General features: G+C 65.7%; 17 protein-coding genes, 1 tRNA gene and 1 riboswitch. Of the genes, 11 read left to right on the top strand and 7 right to left on the bottom strand.

The window, feature by feature from the left end; genetic code table 11:
* Positions 1-79: 79 nt before the first annotated feature.
* Both cadR and RT614_RS01625 read right to left on the bottom strand, forming a co-directional pair.
* Positions 80-514, bottom strand: coding sequence for a Cd(II)/Pb(II)-responsive transcriptional regulator (cadR, locus tag RT614_RS01630; protein WP_313619819.1), 435 nt, complete (start codon positions 512-514; stop codon positions 80-82).
* Positions 515-617: 103 nt separating this feature from the next.
* On the bottom strand, positions 618-1,100 hold the full coding sequence (locus tag RT614_RS01625) for a hypothetical protein (RefSeq protein WP_313619817.1): 483 nt from the start codon (positions 1,098-1,100) through the stop codon (positions 618-620).
* Between RT614_RS01625 and RT614_RS01620 the strand changes: the two genes are divergently transcribed.
* From RT614_RS01620 to RT614_RS01605, 4 genes are all read left to right on the top strand, one after another.
* Positions 1,038-3,134, top strand: a complete 2,097-nt coding sequence (locus tag RT614_RS01620; protein ID WP_313619816.1) for a heavy metal translocating P-type ATPase — start codon at positions 1,038-1,040, stop codon at positions 3,132-3,134. The genes RT614_RS01625 and RT614_RS01620 overlap by 63 nt on opposite strands.
* A 91-nt stretch (positions 3,135-3,225) precedes the next feature.
* Complete coding sequence (locus RT614_RS01615; RefSeq protein WP_313619814.1) at positions 3,226-4,125, top strand: helix-turn-helix domain-containing protein; 900 nt, start codon at positions 3,226-3,228, stop codon at positions 4,123-4,125.
* Between the two features lie 296 nt (positions 4,126-4,421).
* The gene (locus RT614_RS01610) at positions 4,422-5,411 is read left to right on the top strand and encodes a tripartite tricarboxylate transporter substrate binding protein (protein ID WP_313619812.1); all 990 of its coding nucleotides are present in this window, start codon (positions 4,422-4,424) and stop codon (positions 5,409-5,411) included.
* Between the two features lie 33 nt (positions 5,412-5,444).
* The gene (locus RT614_RS01605; RefSeq protein ID WP_313619811.1) at positions 5,445-5,762 is read left to right on the top strand and encodes an NIPSNAP family protein; all 318 of its coding nucleotides are present in this window, start codon (positions 5,445-5,447) and stop codon (positions 5,760-5,762) included.
* 143 nt (positions 5,763-5,905) lie between these two features.
* On the opposite strand, the gene speG is transcribed toward RT614_RS01605, so the two are convergent.
* Entirely contained in the window at positions 5,906-6,490 is a 585-nt protein-coding gene (gene speG, locus RT614_RS01600) for a spermidine N1-acetyltransferase (protein ID WP_313619810.1), read from the bottom strand.
* 157 nt (positions 6,491-6,647) lie between these two features.
* Between speG and RT614_RS01595 the strand changes: the two genes are divergently transcribed.
* Entirely contained in the window at positions 6,648-8,144 is a 1,497-nt protein-coding gene (locus tag RT614_RS01595) for a M81 family metallopeptidase (RefSeq protein ID WP_313619808.1), read from the top strand.
* A gap of 44 nt (positions 8,145-8,188) precedes the next feature.
* Here the strand turns inward: RT614_RS01595 and RT614_RS01590 are convergent, their stop codons facing one another.
* The gene (locus RT614_RS01590) at positions 8,189-8,893 is read right to left on the bottom strand and encodes a riboflavin synthase subunit alpha (RefSeq protein ID WP_313619807.1); all 705 of its coding nucleotides are present in this window, start codon (positions 8,891-8,893) and stop codon (positions 8,189-8,191) included.
* Positions 8,894-8,979: 86 nt separating this feature from the next.
* Positions 8,980-10,416, bottom strand: coding sequence for an aldehyde dehydrogenase family protein (locus RT614_RS01585; RefSeq protein WP_313620629.1), 1,437 nt, complete (start codon positions 10,414-10,416; stop codon positions 8,980-8,982).
* Positions 10,417-10,711: 295 nt separating this feature from the next.
* On the opposite strand from RT614_RS01585, the gene RT614_RS01580 reads away from it, so the two are divergent.
* From RT614_RS01580 to RT614_RS01570, 3 genes are all read left to right on the top strand, one after another.
* Positions 10,712-11,515, top strand: a complete 804-nt coding sequence (locus RT614_RS01580; protein ID WP_313619806.1) for a FadR/GntR family transcriptional regulator — start codon at positions 10,712-10,714, stop codon at positions 11,513-11,515.
* A 21-nt stretch (positions 11,516-11,536) separates the two neighbouring features.
* A complete protein-coding gene (locus RT614_RS01575; protein WP_313619804.1) occupies positions 11,537-12,319 on the top strand; it encodes a 3-oxoacyl-ACP reductase in 783 nt (260 codons plus the stop codon).
* A gap of 84 nt (positions 12,320-12,403) precedes the next feature.
* Positions 12,404-12,628, top strand: a complete 225-nt coding sequence (locus tag RT614_RS01570) for a hypothetical protein (protein ID WP_313619803.1) — start codon at positions 12,404-12,406, stop codon at positions 12,626-12,628.
* 594 nt (positions 12,629-13,222) lie between these two features.
* Here RT614_RS01570 and RT614_RS01565 read toward each other — a convergent pair.
* Complete coding sequence (locus RT614_RS01565) at positions 13,223-13,492, bottom strand: hypothetical protein (RefSeq protein WP_313619802.1); 270 nt, start codon at positions 13,490-13,492, stop codon at positions 13,223-13,225.
* Between the two features lie 385 nt (positions 13,493-13,877).
* Here RT614_RS01565 and xth point away from each other — a divergent pair, with 385 nt between their 5' ends.
* The 3 genes from xth to RT614_RS01550 all read left to right on the top strand — a co-directional run bounded on the left by xth (position 13,878) and on the right by RT614_RS01550 (position 15,203).
* Positions 13,878-14,660, top strand: a complete 783-nt coding sequence (gene xth, locus RT614_RS01560) for an exodeoxyribonuclease III (RefSeq protein ID WP_313619800.1) — start codon at positions 13,878-13,880, stop codon at positions 14,658-14,660.
* A gap of 67 nt (positions 14,661-14,727) precedes the next feature.
* Positions 14,728-14,803 (top strand) — tRNA-Ala (locus RT614_RS01555).
* Between the two features lie 139 nt (positions 14,804-14,942).
* Positions 14,943-15,203, top strand: coding sequence for a hypothetical protein (locus RT614_RS01550; RefSeq protein WP_313619799.1), 261 nt, complete (start codon positions 14,943-14,945; stop codon positions 15,201-15,203).
* A 2-nt stretch (positions 15,204-15,205) separates the two neighbouring features.
* Here RT614_RS01550 and RT614_RS01545 read toward each other — a convergent pair whose 3' ends face one another.
* Positions 15,206-16,657 carry a sodium:solute symporter family protein gene (locus RT614_RS01545; protein WP_313619798.1) on the bottom strand — a complete coding sequence of 484 codons (1,452 nt, stop codon included), beginning with the start codon at positions 16,655-16,657 and terminating at the stop codon, positions 15,206-15,208.
* 99 nt (positions 16,658-16,756) lie between these two features.
* Positions 16,757-16,865: riboswitch (TPP riboswitch) on the bottom strand.
* Positions 16,866-16,980: the final 115 nt, after the last annotated feature.

Raw genomic sequence — 16,980 nt, 5'->3', positions numbered from 1 at the left:
TAGTAAGCGATGGCCGCGTGCCAGGGCCGTATCCCCCGGCCTCCAGCAAGGGCATCGCGCCCCGGGGCCGCCGCCGATTTCAGCCCAGGTGCGTATGCCGTTCCTGCCGCTCTTCGACCTGCATTTCGCTCAGGCCGTGCAGGATGCCGCAGTCTTCGGCATCGGGCCGCGCCGACAGGCAGCGCTGGCGAAGTTCACCCAGCTGGGCCTTCAGTTGCATCAGTTCGGCGATGCGCTCGTCGACGTGGGAGATGTGCTCGTCAAACAGTTCATTAATGGGGCCACAACCGGTACGGTGGTTGTCGGCCAGGGACAGGATGGCGCGGATTTCGTCCTGGGTCATGTCCAGCGCACGGCAATTGCGGATCAGGCGCAGCCGTTCCAGGTGGGGCTGCCCGTACGTGCGGTAGTTGTTCAAGCCACGCTGCGGCGCGGGCAGCAGCCCTTCTTTTTCGTAATACCTGACGGTTTCGACCGTGGTGCCGGCCGCCGTGGCCAATTCGCCGATACGCATCGCTGCCTCCCGGATCAAATCCGATGATTAGGGGTTGACCCTATAGTAACTCCAAGGTGTGCAATTGCGTCACCAGCTTATTTGAAGGTCCAAGCCGATGTCTTTACCTCCGATCAAACAACGCGAACATGACGCCAGAGCGCATTGCGGCCCTTGCTGCGGCGACGAACACGCACGGGGACAGGCTGCGTCGGACAACGGCGCGGCCGCCGCGGCGCACTCGGACGGCGGGCGCGGCCATGCCGGGCGCCACGGTCACGAACACGGCGACGCACACGAACATGGCCACGCACCGGGCGTCGAATCCGGTGACGCGACGGGTGCCGAGCACTCCCATGATCACGGTCACCACCATGGCCACGATCACGCGCACGACCACGCCCCTGCCCGCTCCGAGACCGACGGCGCGGCCTGCTGCGGGCACGGCCACGGCGATGCCGGCGCGGGCGCAGTCCTGGGGACGGGCGCCGCGACGCTTGCCGCGGGTCCTGGCCAGATGTTGGCCCGCCTGCGCATCGGCCAGATGGACTGCCCTACCGAAGAAACGCTGATCCGCAAAAAGCTGGGCGGCGTGGAAGGCGTGCATGCGCTGGACTTCAACCTGATGCAGCGCATCCTGACGGTCGTGCACGCGGATGGCGCGCTGGACCGCATCATCGCCGCGATCAAGTCGCTGGACATGACGCCCGAACCTCTGGCCGACGGCGCCGCGGACGGTGCTGCCGCGGGCGCCCCCGCCGCCAAGCCGGTGAACTGGTGGCTGATCGGCGGCGCAGGCGTCCTGGCCGCGCTGTCTGAGTTTTCGCATTTCGCGGGCGGTCCGCTGGCCGTCACCGCCGCGCTGGCCGTGGCCGCCATCCTGGCCTGCGGCGTCAGCACCTATCGCAAGGGCTGGATCGCCGTGCGCAACGGCAACCTGAACATCAACGCCCTGATGAGCATCGCCGTCACCGGCGCCGTGCTGATCGGCCAGTGGCCCGAGGCCGCCATGGTGATGTTCCTGTTCAACGTGGCCGAGCTGATCGAAGCCCGTTCGCTGGACAGGGCGCGCAACGCCGTGCGCGGTTTGCTGGACCTGGCGCCCGAAACCGCCACCGTGCGCCAGGCCGACGGCAACTGGACCGAGGTGGCCGCCGCCGCCTTGCAGCCGGGAGACATCGTGCGGGTGCGCCCCGGCGAACGCATCGCCGCCGACGGCATCATCGTGAACGGCAGTTCGGCCGTGGACCAATCCCCGATCACCGGCGAAAGCCTGCCTGTCGAAAAGGCGCAGGACGACCCGGTCTTCGCAGCCACCGTCAACGCCTCGGGCTCCTTCGAATACCGCGTGACCGCCGCGGCCGGCAACACGACGCTGGCGCGCATCATCCACGCCGTCGAACAGGCGCAGGGTGCGCGCGCCCCCACGCAGCGCTTCATCGACCGCTTCTCGCGCATCTACACCCCCGCCGTGGTGGCCATCGCCCTTGCGGTGGCCGTGCTGCCGCCCATGCTGTGGGGCCAGCCCTGGTTCGACGCCATCTACCGCGCGCTGGCGCTGCTGATCATCGCGTGCCCGTGCGCGCTGGTGATTTCCACGCCCGTCAGCATTGTCAGCGGCCTGACCGCGGCCTCGCGCCGCGGCATCCTGATCAAGGGCGGCGTGTACCTGGAAGAAGGCCGCAACCTGAAATGGCTGGCGCTGGACAAGACCGGCACGCTGACGCACGGCAAGCCGGTGCAGACGGACCTGGAGGACTGGGACACCGCGCAAGCGGCCCAGCCGCCCGCCGCGCTGATCGCAGCCAGCCTGGCGGCGCGGTCGGACCACCCTGTCTCTCTCGCCATCGCGAATGCGGCGCGCGAGGCCGGCCACGCGCTGCTGGACGTGGAAGCCTTCACCGCCCTGCCCGGCCGTGGCGTCAGCGCGCAGCTTGGCGGCCAGACCTTCCAGCTGGGCAACCGCCGGCTGATGCGCGAACTGGGCGTCTCCAGCGACAGGCTCGAAACACGCATGAACGAACTGGAGGCCCAGGGCAAGAGCGTGATCGCGCTGACCGACGGCCGCCGCGTGCTGGCGCTGGCCGCCGTGGCCGATACCGTCAAGCCCACCAGCGCAGACGCCGTGGCGGACCTGCACGGACTGGGCGTGCGCACGCTGATGCTGACCGGCGACAACACGCCGACCGCGGAGGCCATCGCGCGGCAGGTCGGCATCGACGAAGCCCGCGGCGACCAGCTGCCGGAAGACAAGCTTGCCGCGATTGAAAGCAAGCTGACCCCGGACGTCCGCGTGGGCATGGTGGGCGACGGCATCAACGACGCGCCCGCGCTGGCTCGCGCCGACATCGGCTTTGCGATGGGCGCGGCCGGAACCGGCACGGCCATCGAGACGGCCGACGTGGCCCTGATGGACGACGACCTGCGCAAGATTGGCACCTTCCTGCGCCTGTCGCGGGCCACGCATCGCGTGCTGGTTCAGAACATCGCGCTGGCCCTGGGCATCAAAGTGATCTTCCTGGCGTTGGCCGTAACGGGCAACGCGACGCTGTGGATGGCGGTTTTTGCCGACGTGGGCGCCAGCCTGCTGGTGGTGGCCAACGGCTTGCGGCTGCTGCGGGCCGCGCCCGCAAGCCACTAGCGCGGTCGGCGGCGCGTGCGGAAACGGCGGGGATTGCCTTTATGATGGCGAAAAACAGAGCCGCCCCGCGCGCCGCCAAGGAGACTCCCGCTTGTCCGCAGGTACGAATTCGTCCAACCCGGAAACGTTTCCCACGTTTGAATCGTCCGATTTCTCGGGAGAGAAATCCTTCTATTTCGACCTCGTGCGCCTGCAGGACCACGACGACATCCCGCGCGGGTTCCTGCACCGGCACCGCTATTACCACCTGCTCTGGATGACGGAGGCGCGCGGCACGCACATGCTGGACTTCGAACAGCATGACGTACGCGACCATTCCGTGTTTTTCCTGTCCCCCGGACAGATCCACGCATGGACGTCGACGGTCAAGCCGCGCGGCTACGTCCTGAACATCAGCACGGATTTCTTTGCGCAGATGTTCCCCCGCGCGGACGACATCGCCAAATTCCCGTTCTTCCACCTGGCGGGCGGATCGCCGGTGATCTATCTGACGCGCGACCAGCATGACGCCATGCTGCCGCTGCTGGGCGAGATCGAACGTGAAACGCGCGACCGCCAGACCGGGCGCTTCGACGTCGTGCGCTCGTATCTGCTGATCCTGCTGACGCAGATTCGCCGCCTCTACCCCGCCGACGAGCGCGAAACCGCCGCCGGCTTCAGCTATTCGCTGGCCAAGCGCTTCACCATGCTGATCGAAGATCACTACCTGGACTTCAACGCCATCCGCCAGTACGCCGATGCGCTGTGCGTCAGCGAGCGCCAGCTGAACGAGGCGGTCAAGCGCAGCGTGGGGCGCACCGCCAGCCAGCTTGTCCAGGAACGCATCGCCCTGGAAGCCAAGCGCCTCTTGAGCAATACGGCGATGGGCATCGCCGAGATCGCTTTCCAGCTCAAGATCGAGGATCCGGCCTACTTTGCCCGGTTCTTCAAGAAACACACCGGCTGCACCCCGGGCGACTTCCGCAAGAAGTACTACCGCCCCATCGAATGAGCGCCAAGCGGCCCCGACCCGCGAAAAAGTGCAAAACAAGCTCTGATCTGTCCTAACGCGGTCGGATCCCGGCTGCGTACAGTTCATCCAGGCTCAACCGCCGCCCTGCGGACCACGACCCCGGCCACACCTTCGGCACGGCGTTTTGCCGCGCCGATTCCGTGGTCTGTCGCGATTCGTTCAGCATGGGCGAAAGGAGCCAGTCGCGAGATCCTGAAAGCAGGACCCGACCGCGTCGGCCATCGTCAGGGCGGCGCGCGGCCGACACATAAAAAAATCCAACACTGGAGAGAGACATGACGACTTCACTATCCCGCTCGCGGCGCCTGGCCGCGGTTGCGACGTTGGCCGCAGCGTCGCTGGGCGCCTCGGCTTCCGCCGTCGCCGCCGACTATCCTGACCGCCCCTTGCGCATCATCGTGCCCTTTGCGGCGGGCGGCGCCACCGACGTGATCGCGCGCACCGTCGCGCAATCCATGGCCGCCCGGCTCGGCCAGGCCGTCGTGGTGGAGAACAAGGCAGGCGCCAATGGCAACATCGGCGCCGTCATGGCCGCGCGGGCCGAACCCGACGGCTACACGCTGCTGATGGCCACATCCAGCCATGCCATCAATGCCACGCTGTATCACAAGCTGGACTACAACCTGACGCGCGACTTCGCGGGCCTGTCCAACCTGGCGTCCGTGCCCCTGCTGCTGGTCGTGAACCCGTCGGTGCCCGCCAAGACGCCGCAAGAGCTTGCGGCCTACGCCAAGGCCAACGGCAACCGCGTGAACTACGCGTCGGGCGGCACCGGCACGGCGTCGCATCTGGCTGGCGCCCAGTTCAGCTCGCTGGCGGGCGCCCAGATGACGCATGTGCCGTACAAGGGCGGCTCGCAAGCGCTCAACGACCTCGTCGGCGGCCAGGTCCAGGTCATGTTCGCCAACCTGCCCGAGGTGCTGTCCCAAGTGCAGGCAGGCCGCCTCACGCCCATCGCCGTCACCGGCACGCAACGCCACGCGGCCCTGCCGGACGTGCCCGCCTTCTCCGAAACGCCCTACACGGCCATGAACGCACGCTCATGGTTCGGACTGTTCGTCCCCGCCGCCACGCCGGCTCCCGTGGTCGAAAAACTGTCGAAAGCCATCACGGAGGGCGTCGCGGACGCCGCCGTGCAGGACAAGCTGAAGGGCTTGGGCGCCGACCCTGTTGGCGACGGCCATGCCGCCTTCCAACAGTATGTGAACAAGGAAGTGGAACGCTGGAGCGTGCTGGTGAAGCAGTCCGGCGCCACGGCCGACTAGCAGATTTTTCGCAACATCTATCGAGGATGCAACATGCTTTACGACGTACGTACCTACACTTGCCGCGCCGGCACCATCAAGAAACACCTGGCGCTCTATGCCGAGCACGGCTACGACGTGCAAAGCCGGCATCTGGGCAAGCCGCTCGCCTACATGCAGACCGAGACGGGCAACGTCAACACCTACATGCACATCTGGGTCTATGACAGCGCCGCCGACCGCGACGCCAAGCGCAAGGCGTTGCAGAAGGACCCGGCCTGGGCGGATTACCTGGCCAGAAGCGCGGACGCCGGCTACCTGATCAGCCAGGAAAACTGCCTGATGACCCCTACGGCGTTCTTCAAGCCCTGATTCCGTCCGCGCCTGCCGCGCCCGCGCCATGCGGGCGAGCGGCGCGGTCGTCGCGTTGTCGTCCCTGCGCTGACGTCCCTGCGCGGTGGCCCATGCGCGCGAGGCCACCGCGGCCTTGTGTCGCCCCTTGATGGGCGGCAACCCTACCCCGCCTGCTCTTCCTGCGGCCAGTCGCGCAGCACGGGCGCATCCGGCGCGCCCGGCCCCACATCCCGCAGATGGTCATGCTGCAGCAGCGCCATCCGATACGCGTCGCGATAGGCGCCGTTGGAAAAGAACTCTTCCTTCAGCAGCCCTTCGATCTGGAAGCCGCAGCGCTCGTAGACATGCACGGCTGCCGTGTTGTCCTTGTCCACCACCAGGTACACCTTGTGCAGGTTCAGCACGCGAAACGCATAGCCCACGGCGATGCGCGTCGCGGCCTTGGCGTAGCCCCGACCCTGGTAGCTGGGCGCAATGATGATCTGGAATTCCGCGCGTCGGTGGATGTAGTCGATCTCCACCAATTCGACCAGGCCGGCGGGCTGCCCGGTGTCGTGCTCGATGATGAAGCGCCGTTCGTTCTGGTCGTGCAGGTGGCGGTCGTACAGGGCGACCAGTTCGTCGTAGGCCTCGTAAGGCTCTTCGAACCAGTAGCGCATGATGACGTCGTTATTGTTGATCTTGTGCACGAAGTGCAGGTCGCCGCGCTCGAGGGGACGTATTTTGATATCGGATATGACCGACATATTTACCTCCGAAAGTCAGGCCATTGTATGTCGTGGGCACGGCGCAATACGCGTTGTCCCTGATGGCTGCAACCCCTTGCGTGGGCCCGCGGACCGGACATACACGTTATCCTCGACGATCTCCGCGCCCGCGCGTTCCACCCTCAGGAAAACAAACATGCACATCCTGGTCGCTGGCTTCCAGCACGAGACGAACACCTTCGCGCCGTCCAAGGCGGGCTACGAAAACTTCGTGCGGGGCGAGGGCTTTCCCGCGATGGTGCGCGGCGACGACATGCTGGCGCTGCGCGACGTCAACATTCCAGCGGGCGGATTCATCAATGCCGTGACGGCCGAGGGCCACACCGTGAAGACGGTGATCTGGGCGGGCGCAAGCCCGTCGGCGCACGTCACGCAGGACGCCTACGAACGCATCGCGGGAGAGATCCTTGACGCCGTCCGGGCCGGCGGCCACGACGCCATCTACCTGGACCTGCACGGCGCCATGGTCACCGAACACCTGGACGACGGCGAAGGCGAACTGCTTGCTCGCGTGCGCGACCTTGTCGGCCCGGACGTGCCGGTCGTCGCCAGCCTGGATCTGCACGCGAACGTCACTGCGCGCATGCTGGAGATGGCCGACGGCCTGGTGGCATTCCGAACGTATCCGCACGTGGACATGGCCGACACCGGCGTGCTGGCCGCGCGCCTACTGCTTGCGCGCATCCAGGCCGGGGCGCAGTGGACGCGCACTGAACGCCGCCTGCCCTTCCTGATTCCCATCAATGGCATGTGCACGATGCTGCAGCCCTCGCAGGGCGTGTACGAGCAGCTGACGCAGTTGGAACAGACGCCGGGCGTCGCATCCATTTCGTTCGCCCCCGGATTTCCCGCCGCGGATTTCCCGGAGTGCGGGCCTGTCGTGTGGGCCTACGGCACGGACGCCGCCGCCGTGGAACGGGTCACCGAAGCGCTATACGCCCGCGTGATGGCGTTGGAACCCGATTGGTCGCCCGACTTCCTGTCGCCCGCCGACGCCGTGCGCCGCGCGCAGGCGCTTGCGGCTGACGCGAAACGGCCTGTGGTGATCGCCGACACCCAGGACAATCCCGGCGCGGGCGGCGACGCCAACACGACGGGCATGCTGCGCGCGCTGGTCGAGGCCGATGCGCAGAACGCGGCGCTGGGGCTTCTGTACGACCCGGATGCGGTGCGGCAGGCAACAGAGGCCGGCGTCGGCGCCACCGTGCAGCTCAGCCTTGGCGGCCAGTCTGGCGTAGCGGGCGATGCTGCCTTTGAAGGTGAATTCGTGGTCGAAGCGCTGTCACCCGGCAAGCTGCGCTTTGACGGGCCGATGATGAACGGCATGGACGTGGACCTGGGCGCGGTGGCCAACCTGCGGATCGGCGGCGTGCGCGTGGTGGCAAGCGCGGGCAAGGCGCAGATGCTGGACCGCAATCTCTTCCGCGTGGGCGGCGTGCAGCCCGAGGAAATGTCGATTCTGGTCGTGAAAAGCTCGGTGCATTTCCGGGCCGACTTCCAGCCCATCGCGCACGAGGTGCTGGTGGCCAAGGCGCCCGGCCCGATGCAGGCCGATCCCGCCGACCTGCCCTGGACGCGCCTTGCGCCGGGGATGCGCGTGCGGCCATTGGGAAAGCCGTTCACGGCGAATTGAAACGCCGGCACGGCGCCCGGGCGCCGTTAACCGGGTTGGGATGTTTACTTCAACTCGCCCTGCGGGCTGACGAAATCTTCCAGCGTCAGCCCTTTTTCCTTCAGGATCGCTTCCAGCAGGGGCTGCAGCTTGCCCAGGCTTTCCTGGACGGTTTCGCGCACGGTGTCGACGACGACCTGGGTGCTGCGTTCGATCTCGATATTGACGTGGTCTCCCACCTGCTTGTCCTCGAAGACCGTCATGCGGCGGGTTTCGGGGATCAGCCAGACTTCGAACCAGCCTTCGGCGCGGTTGACTTCGGATACGGTCAGGCTGGCGCCGTTGATGGCGATATAGCCTTTGGCGAACACATACTTGCGGAAGGCTTCGGGGATGCTGAAGCGCATCAGGCGATTGGTGTCGGACGACTTCACCATCACCACTTCAGACGTGAAGTCCACGTGTCCCGACAGGGGATGGCCACCGATCTCGGCGCCGTCCTTGGCTGCGCGTTCGACGTTGGCGCGGTCGCCTTCGGCGTAGCTGCCTAGCGTGGTGATCGCCAGGCTCTGCAGCATGACGTCGAAAGTCGCCTGGTTTTCCGACAGAAGCTCCGTGACCGTCAGGCATACGCCGTCGGTCGACACGCTGGCGCCAATGGCCAGGTCAACGCAAAAGCCGGGGGGGAAATCCAGGGTGAAGGTGCGCAGGCCTTCGCGATCCGCGATCTTTGCGATCTTCGCGGTGCCTTGAACAATACCGGTGAACATACTGATCCTGAAGCGGGGCGGCGGCCCCGGAAGCAAAACATCAACGTTAACCGATATTTTGCTCCGGACCGCCGCCCGCATTCCGATCAATGACGAATGGCGATCGTCTTCAGCGTGGTGAAGCCATACAGCGCTTCAAAGCCCTTTTCGCGGCCGTAGCCGGACTGACGCGAACCGCCGAATGGCAGCTCGACGCCGCCGCCCGCGCCGTAGTTGTTGATGAACACCTGGCCGGCGCGCAGCTTGCGCGCCAGGCGAAGCTGGCGGCCGCCGTCGCGGGTCCAGACGCCCGCCACCAGGCCATACAGGGTGCCGTTGGCGATTTCCAGCGCCTCTTCCTCGGTGTCGAACACCATCGCGGCCAGCACCGGGCCAAACACTTCTTCCTGCGCCAGACGGCTATCGGGCGGCACGTCGCGGAACAGCACCGGCGGCTGGTAGAAACCGGCGTCCGGCGTGCCTTCCTTGAGCTTGCCGCGCGCGGCAACCTTCATGCCTTGCGCCTCGGCCTCGGCCAGGAAGCCGCGCACGCGGTCCTGCTGGCGCGCGTTGATCAGGGGGCCGACGTCCAGGTCGGCGGCGGCAGGACCGGTGACCGTAGCCGAGAACGCGTCGGACAGTCGCTTGAGCACCGTCTCGTACACGCCGCGCTGGATCAGCACGCGGCTGCCGGCCGAGCACGTCTGGCCGGCGTTCTGGATGATCGCGGCCAGCAGCACCGGCATGGCGGCGTCCAGGTCGGCGTCGTCGAACACGATCTGCGGCGACTTGCCGCCCAGCTCCAGCGTGACGGGCACGTGGTTTTCGGCGGCGGCGTGGGCGACCATCTTGCCCGTCTGCGGCGAACCGGTGAACGAGATGTGGTCGATGCCGGGGTGCGCGGACAGCGCGGCGCCCGCTTCGTGGCCATAGCCCGTGACGATGTTCAGCGCGCCAGCGGGCAGGCCGACGTCGGCGGCGATCTCGGCAAACTTCAGGATCGACAGGCAGGCGTCTTCAGCGGGCTTGACCACGCAGGCGTTGCCCGCGGCCAGCGCGGCGCCGACGCTGCGGCCGAAGATCTGCAGCGGGTAGTTCCACGGCACGATGTGGCCGGTGACGCCATGCGCTTCGCGCACGGTCAGCACCGTGAAGCCGGGGGTGTAGGGAATGGTCTCGCCGTGCAGTTTGTCCACTGCCCCGGCATAGAACTCGAAGTAGCGCGCCACGGCGGCGGCGTCGGCGCGGGCCTGCTTGATGGGCTTGCCCGTGTCGGCCGATTCAAGCTGCGCCAGTTCTTCCTGGCGGTCCAGCAGCGCGAAGGCAATCTTCATCAACAGGCGGCTGCGCGCGGCGGGCGCCATCTGGCCCCACTCGCCTTCGAACGCCTGGCGGGCGGCCTGCACGGCACGGTCCACGTCAGCCTCGTTCGAGCGGGCGATGGCCTCGAAAGGCTTGCCATCGGACGGGTTCAGGACAGGGATGGTTTCACCGGCGGCCGCGGCCACCCATTCGTTGGCGATAAAGTTCTTCTGAGTCACGATGTGCGGAGTAAAGTAGCGGCCGGACGGCCGGTTGGGGGAATGTGGTGTGTCTCCAGGCGCGTCCGGTGGCTGGTCCGGTGGCGCCCGCCCGCGCGTCGTGCACGCAGGCTTTTTGGTGTGATGCCAAGGTACGGGAGCCCGCCAGAACTTGTCAATTGGATTGACAGCTTTTATCCCAAGCTTCAGGATATTTTTCCGGATGATCGGGTTATCCCTAATATTTCAGGGGCTTACCGCCCTGCGAGCTGGTCATGTTGAATGACAACCCGTCCCCGTCTTTAAGGAGCGCCTTTCGATGAGCAACGTGCGTGACCCGCAGCTGGAATCGCTGCTGGCCGCGGCAACCCGCCCCCGTCCCGAGCTGGACGTGCTGGCCGAAGTGGCGTCCGGCCTGGGCTATGTGCGCGCCGAACGCTTCGCCGAACGCGTCTACGAGAGCCTGTTCTACGCGATTGCCACCGGCAAGATCGCGCCGGGCAACAAACTGCCCACGGAACTGGAGCTGGCCGCGCTGTTCGAGGTGTCGCGTCCCGTCGTCCGGCAGGCGCTGGACCGCCTGCGCGAAGACCAGTTGGTTGATTCCATCCGTGGATCGGGCACCTACGTGCGGGCCAAGCCGGACCTGATGGGCGGCATGCCGGCCGTGGACCCCGCGCGCCGGGTCGGCCACATCCTTGAAGGCCTGGAATTGCGGATGGTGATCGAACCCGAGTGCGCCCATCTGGCCGCCCTGCGCCGCACGCCCGAAGACCTGCAGGAAATGGACCGCATGCTGACCGGCTACGAAGAAGCCGACGCGTCCGGCGCCATCGCGCACCATCACGACTACGGTTTTCACCGCGCCATCGCCGCCGCCACCAGCAACCAGCGCTTCGTGCAGGTGCTCAAGTCGCTGGAATACGACGTCAGCCACGCCGTCAACGTCATGCGCCACCTGGTCCACAGCGAACCCTGGAAGCGCACCCAAGCCGCCATCGACGAACACCGCCAGATCTACAGACTGATCCGCGATCAGGATGCCGACGGCGCGCGCAACGTCATGCGCGCCCACATTGAAAAAGCCCGCAGCCGCATGCTGAACAGCGGCTCGGAACACTAATAGGCAGGAACCCGTTTAGTCATGTCTTCGCAACGCCCGCAATTGAATCTGGACCAGCAACTCGTCATCGTCACCGGCGCCAGCCGCGGCCTGGGCGCCGCCATCGCGCAAGCCTTCCTGCGTGAAGGCGCCAAGGTCGTCATCAACTACCTGAACAGCGCCGACCGCGCGCAAGCCCTGGCGGCTTCCGCCCCCGACCGCACGCTGGCCGTGCAGGCCGACGTGCGCGACCCCGCCGCCGTCGCCGACATGGTCGCCCGCGCCAGCCAGCATTTCGGCCAGCCGGTCAACACCATCGTCAACAACGCCCTGCCCGCCTTCCAGTTCAACGGCGACGCCCGCCCCCATGCCGACACGCTGGACTGGGCCCAGATGAACGCCCAGATCGAAGGCAGCGTCCGCGCCGCCCTCAACACCACTCAAGCCGCCCTGCCCGGCATGCGGGCCGCCGGCGGCGGCCGCATCATCAACGTGGGCACCAACCTGGTTCAGAACCCGGTCGTCCCCTACCACGACTACACCGCCGCCAAGGCCGCGCTGCTGGCCTTCACCCGCACCCTGTCGCACGAATTGGGCGCCGACGGCATCACGGTCAACATGGTGTCGGGCGGCCTGCTGCGCACCACCGACGCGTCGGCCGCCACCCCGGACGCCGTCTTCGACATGATCGCCGCCGGCACGCCGCTTCGCGAAGTCACCACGCCCGAGCAATTCGCCGACGCCGTCCTGTTCTTCGCCAGCCCCTGGTCGCGCGCGGTGACGGGACAGAACCTGATCGTTGATGGCGGACTGGTAAAGGGCTGATCGGCGCACGCCGAACGGTCCGGAGGCTGCGTCGAAGTGTCGTGTGTTACGGTGGAACGGCGGATCCACCGCGCTACAGGAGGCATGATGAAGACGCAGATCACCTATCGAAAACTCGACGGCAGCGACGGCGTGGCACTCGTCAACGGCGGAATCTCCGAGACGCAGCAGGCCAAGCAGGAATTGGCGAACTGGCTGGAACTGCCGGAGGCAAGTGGATCGGCCGCCGGCCGCGACGATGTGGACGGCAGACTGCGCAACGGCGGCATCGCGCCGGAGAGCGTCAAATTCAATCACATCAGCGAGTAGCTGCGATCACAAAAGCCCCGACCGGAACATCCGTATGGGGGCTTTCTTCATATAAAGCGGGCTGCGGGGATCGAGTTTGCCCATGCTCATCGCCTTATCCCTTCACCCCATCTAGTGATAACGGGGCGAATCTCACAAAAGGCGCGGACCTCGTTGATCAGCCACGTCCTATCCTTCTGTGAACCAGTCTGACTAGAGCCCATACCAAGACGGTGAGAACTGAAAGTAAAGCAAAGGCAGCCACCCACAGGACAATAAATTCTTGGTCAGCACCGCCTTCGCAACACCCGACTTCAACGTGCTTGGCAAGCCACTTCCAGAACCATTTGGGTACCGGGTTCCACGCACTCGCGTTCCCCACCCAGTGACGGCAGAGAAAGAGGCTCCCAAACCCGAGCCAACCAGCAAGCAACAAATACTGAGATTTACGCATCAAATATTCCCGCACCACCTTTAACTTGAACTGCTCTTCGTACTCCGCCCTGTAAAACTCCCCGAAGGTGGGATCAACGTCCAACTTTCGGGGGTCAGTTCAATGCGTATGGGGGCTTTTGCGTTTCTGTAGCGAAAGGCTTGGCGCCTGCAGCCGCACACCTAACGCCGACGCAACCCGCGCAGCAACGCCCAGGCCAGTGCGGTGACCGCGACCATCGTCAGCATCGCAGCGGCAAGCACCACGAAATACTCCACGTTGGCCGCATGCTCGCAACAGCGAATCTCTACCCGCTTTTCCACTTGAGTCCAGATCCATTCTGGAATGGGAACCCAGGCGGTGGGCGAGCGAATCCAGAAAAGCGCCAGGCTCAGGCTCGAGACAAGCGGCCAAGTAGCCAGCGCAAGACAGTTCAAGAGGCGGCGCATCATGTATCCCGGGCGGACCGGACATTGATTGCGGGGTAGGCCTTCAGAGTGATCATTGGCCGCTCTGCAAAGTCATGGAAGCGCGAGGGTACCGTCCAGCCCGCTAGACGGAAATCGGCGGGGTCCGATATGGACGTAGAGCACGACAGGATGCCCGCAAGCCCAGACCGTCGACAATCGGGCTGTCACCCGGATCACCTTCGACAGTGGGCCGACGCGGATGGAGAGCAGAGAGCAGAGAGCAGAGAGCAGAAGACGGTAGCATGAGCGGGTATCATCGGGCCTTGTCCCAGGCGGAACGCCAACCAAGTCCCTGATGCGCAGCCAGACCGGGTTTTTGGATTTCCCTTCCGCCGAGAACCGCATCAATAATCGATCTATAAGACCCATGAAATTAGCCACCTGGAACGTCAACTCCCTGAACGTGCGCCTGCAGCAAGTCCTGGACTGGCTGGCCGCCAATCCTGTCGACGTGCTGTGCATCCAGGAGCTCAAGCTCACCGACGACAAGTTTCCCGAAGCCGCCTTCAAGGAAGCCGGCTATCACGCCGTGTGGGCCGGCCAGAAGACGTACAACGGCGTGGCCATCATCTCGCGCGTGCCTGGCACGACAATGGTGCGCAACATCCCGGGCTACGAGGATGCGCAGCAGCGCGTACTGGCGCTGACCTTCCCCAGCCCCGAAGGCGACGTGCGCGTCGTGTGCGCGTATTGCCCCAACGGCCAGTCGGTCGGGTCGGACAAGTACGCGTACAAGCTGGAATGGTTCGAAGCCATGCGCAAGTGGCTGGCCGAAGAGATCAAGCAGTTTCCCCGGCTGGCCGTGCTGGGCGACTACAACGTGGCGCCGGCGGACGAAGACGTCCACAACCCGGAAAAGTGGGAAGGTCAGGTGCTGGTGTCGGAGCCGGAGCGCAGCGCCCTGCGCTCGCTGGTCGACCTGGGGCTGACCGACTCCTTCCGCCTCTTCGAGCAGCCGGAAAAGTCTTTCAGCTGGTGGGATTACCGCCAGTTCGCCTTCCGCCGCAACGCCGGCCTGCGCATCGACCACGTGCTGCTGTCCGCCCCGCTGGTCAAGCGCTGCGTCGCCTGCGTCATTGACAAGGAGCCGCGCCGCAACGAGCAGCCCTCGGACCACGCGCCGGTCATCGCCACCCTGGAATTCGCTTAAAATTTAGTTCCGGGACGTGTTGCGCAGCCCGCGCAGGTTCCTGTATATTCTTCCTCTTGCTTGATTTGGGGCGGTAGCTCAGCTGGGAGAGCGTCGCGTTCGCAATGCGAAGGTCGGGAGTTCGATCCTCCTCCGCTCCACCAAATTCCAGACGGAAAAGCCTTGGACACTTGTGGTCCAGGGCTTTTTTGTTTCTGCGCGTCCGAGATTTCAGGTCCACCATCCGCGTTGGGAAGCCCCAGGGGCACAATCGGGGCCACCGCTACACAGGGCCATCGGACCATGAAATCGCTCATCGCAAGCAATCGACCGCCTGATAATCATTTATCCAGCCCTGGACAAAATCCTCGACGTGACGGATGGACCGACGCTGCAGATCCCCAGCCCTGCGAGGATATCGAGCAGCCGGCTGGCCGACTCAAGCTTGGTTCGTTATTGGCGCGCATGGCCCGCGAGGCCGGCGGCTTGACTGATGCAGAGGTCGAGGAAATCAACCGGCGCGACCCGCCGGAGGATGTCCTCCCCCTCTTCGACCTACCCTAGCCTCAAACCCTCTCCTGATCCAATCTCCGCACAGCCGCGCTCAACGTCGAAAAGTCGAATTCCTTGCGACCGCGCGCCACCAGGCGGATCAGCACCGTCGTCGCGACCGGCACCAGCGCCGCCAGCAGGAAGGATTCCAGCAGGTACGTGGGCTTGTCGCCCGGCGCGGGGAAGAAGAACAGGCCGGCGATCAGCCCCGTGATCGTGGCGGTGGTGGCGGTGAAGCCGTCGTGCTTGCGGCTGAACAAACCATAGAACACCGGGAAGGCGGCCGCCGAGCACAGCAGGTCGGCAAGCAGGAACAGGTACAGCACGCTGTACCCCTGCGAGGCGACGATCATGACGGGGATCGCCATCAGCAATACCAGCCAGCGCGCCATGCGCTTCATGGTGGCGGCGCGGGCGTTGGGCATCAGGCGGCGCAGGTCGACGGCGATGATGCTCGATACCGCGCTGATAGCGGTGTCGGCGGTGCTCATGACCAGGGCCAGACCCAGCGGAATCAGCGCGACGACGAACCAGGCCGGCGCATGCGGCATGATGACGCTGAAGAGCGCGATGGAGCTGTCGCCTGCCGGCGCCAGCCCGACGAAGGCCAGGCCGAACAGGCCCATCAGGAAGATGAACGGCGCCACCAGCACGCCGCCCAGCAGGAATCCGTTGCGCATGGTGCGCGCGTCGCGCGCGGCGTAGATGCGTTGCCAGTTGCCCTGGTGGAAGATGCCCGTCAGCAGGATGGCGACGAAGAATGTCAGGCCGGCCTTCACGCCGACCGGGTCGGTCAGGTCCAGAAGCTGCGGCGCCTTGGCTTGCAGGGCCTCGATGGTAGGCAAGGCGCCGCCGGCGGCCTGCCAGCCGACGAAGCACAGAACCACCAGCAGCGGCACGATGATCATCATCTGCACCTGGTCGGTGAAGATGGAGGAACGCAGGCCGCCGTAGGTGGTGTACAGCAAGGTCGTGCCCATCACGATGGCGGCGGTGGTCCACAAGGGCACGGGCGCCAGCATGGCGACCAGCTTGGCGATGGCGGTGACTTCGGCCGACAGCGCGATGAACAGATAGAACAGCATGATGAAGAGCGCCAGGCCGTACATCGGCCGGCCGTAGCGCGCCATCAGGAACTCGGTCAGCGTGTGGCCGTGCGGGATCAGTTCGCGCATGCGCCGTCCCAACGGAATCATGACCAGGCGCGGCGACATCGATCCCAGCGCGTAGCCGATCACCGCGGCCAGACCGCCCCAGGTGGCCGCCTGGGCGGGCGAGAACAAAATCCATGCGCCCAGCGTGGACGCCATCAGGGTCAGGATCGTGCCGAAGGACCCCTGGCTGTTGCGGGCCACGATGTAGTCTTCCAGCGTGCTGCGTTTGCGCCGCGTGTAGAGCACGCTGGCCAGGGCGAAGCCGCCCGAGAACAGCAGCAGCCACATCAGGGCGGTGGTTTGGGTCAGCATGAAAATCGGTCCTCCCGCGGCCGGCCGTCGGCCGCGCGCAACGCGGCGGCCCGCCCGAAGGGTGAGCCGCAAGATGAATGAAATCCAGGGAGGTCGCGCGAGACTTGCGTTGTCCTTCCCTTCGCCGGCATTACCCGGATCAGGTTCAAAGGGTTACCGCGCGCTGGCGCGGAATCTCAGCCCATACAGGGCTCCCCCAGGAATTGCCGCAAGGTTAGGAGACCCGCGCGCCAAAGTCAACGCGGGCGGCAGGCCAATGCTGGCGGGCGCTGGCCAGGCGGATTTATGCTAAGTTCGCCCGCTTTAGGCGCCCGGCAGGGCGT

Origin of the sequence: Achromobacter sp. (assembly GCF_032102605.1) — a bacterium.
In the GTDB taxonomy this organism is placed as follows: Bacteria; Pseudomonadota; Gammaproteobacteria; order Burkholderiales; family Burkholderiaceae_B; genus Achromobacter.
The sequence above is the reverse complement of the archived record's forward strand: the minus strand, read 5'-3'. Positions and strand labels throughout refer to the sequence as shown.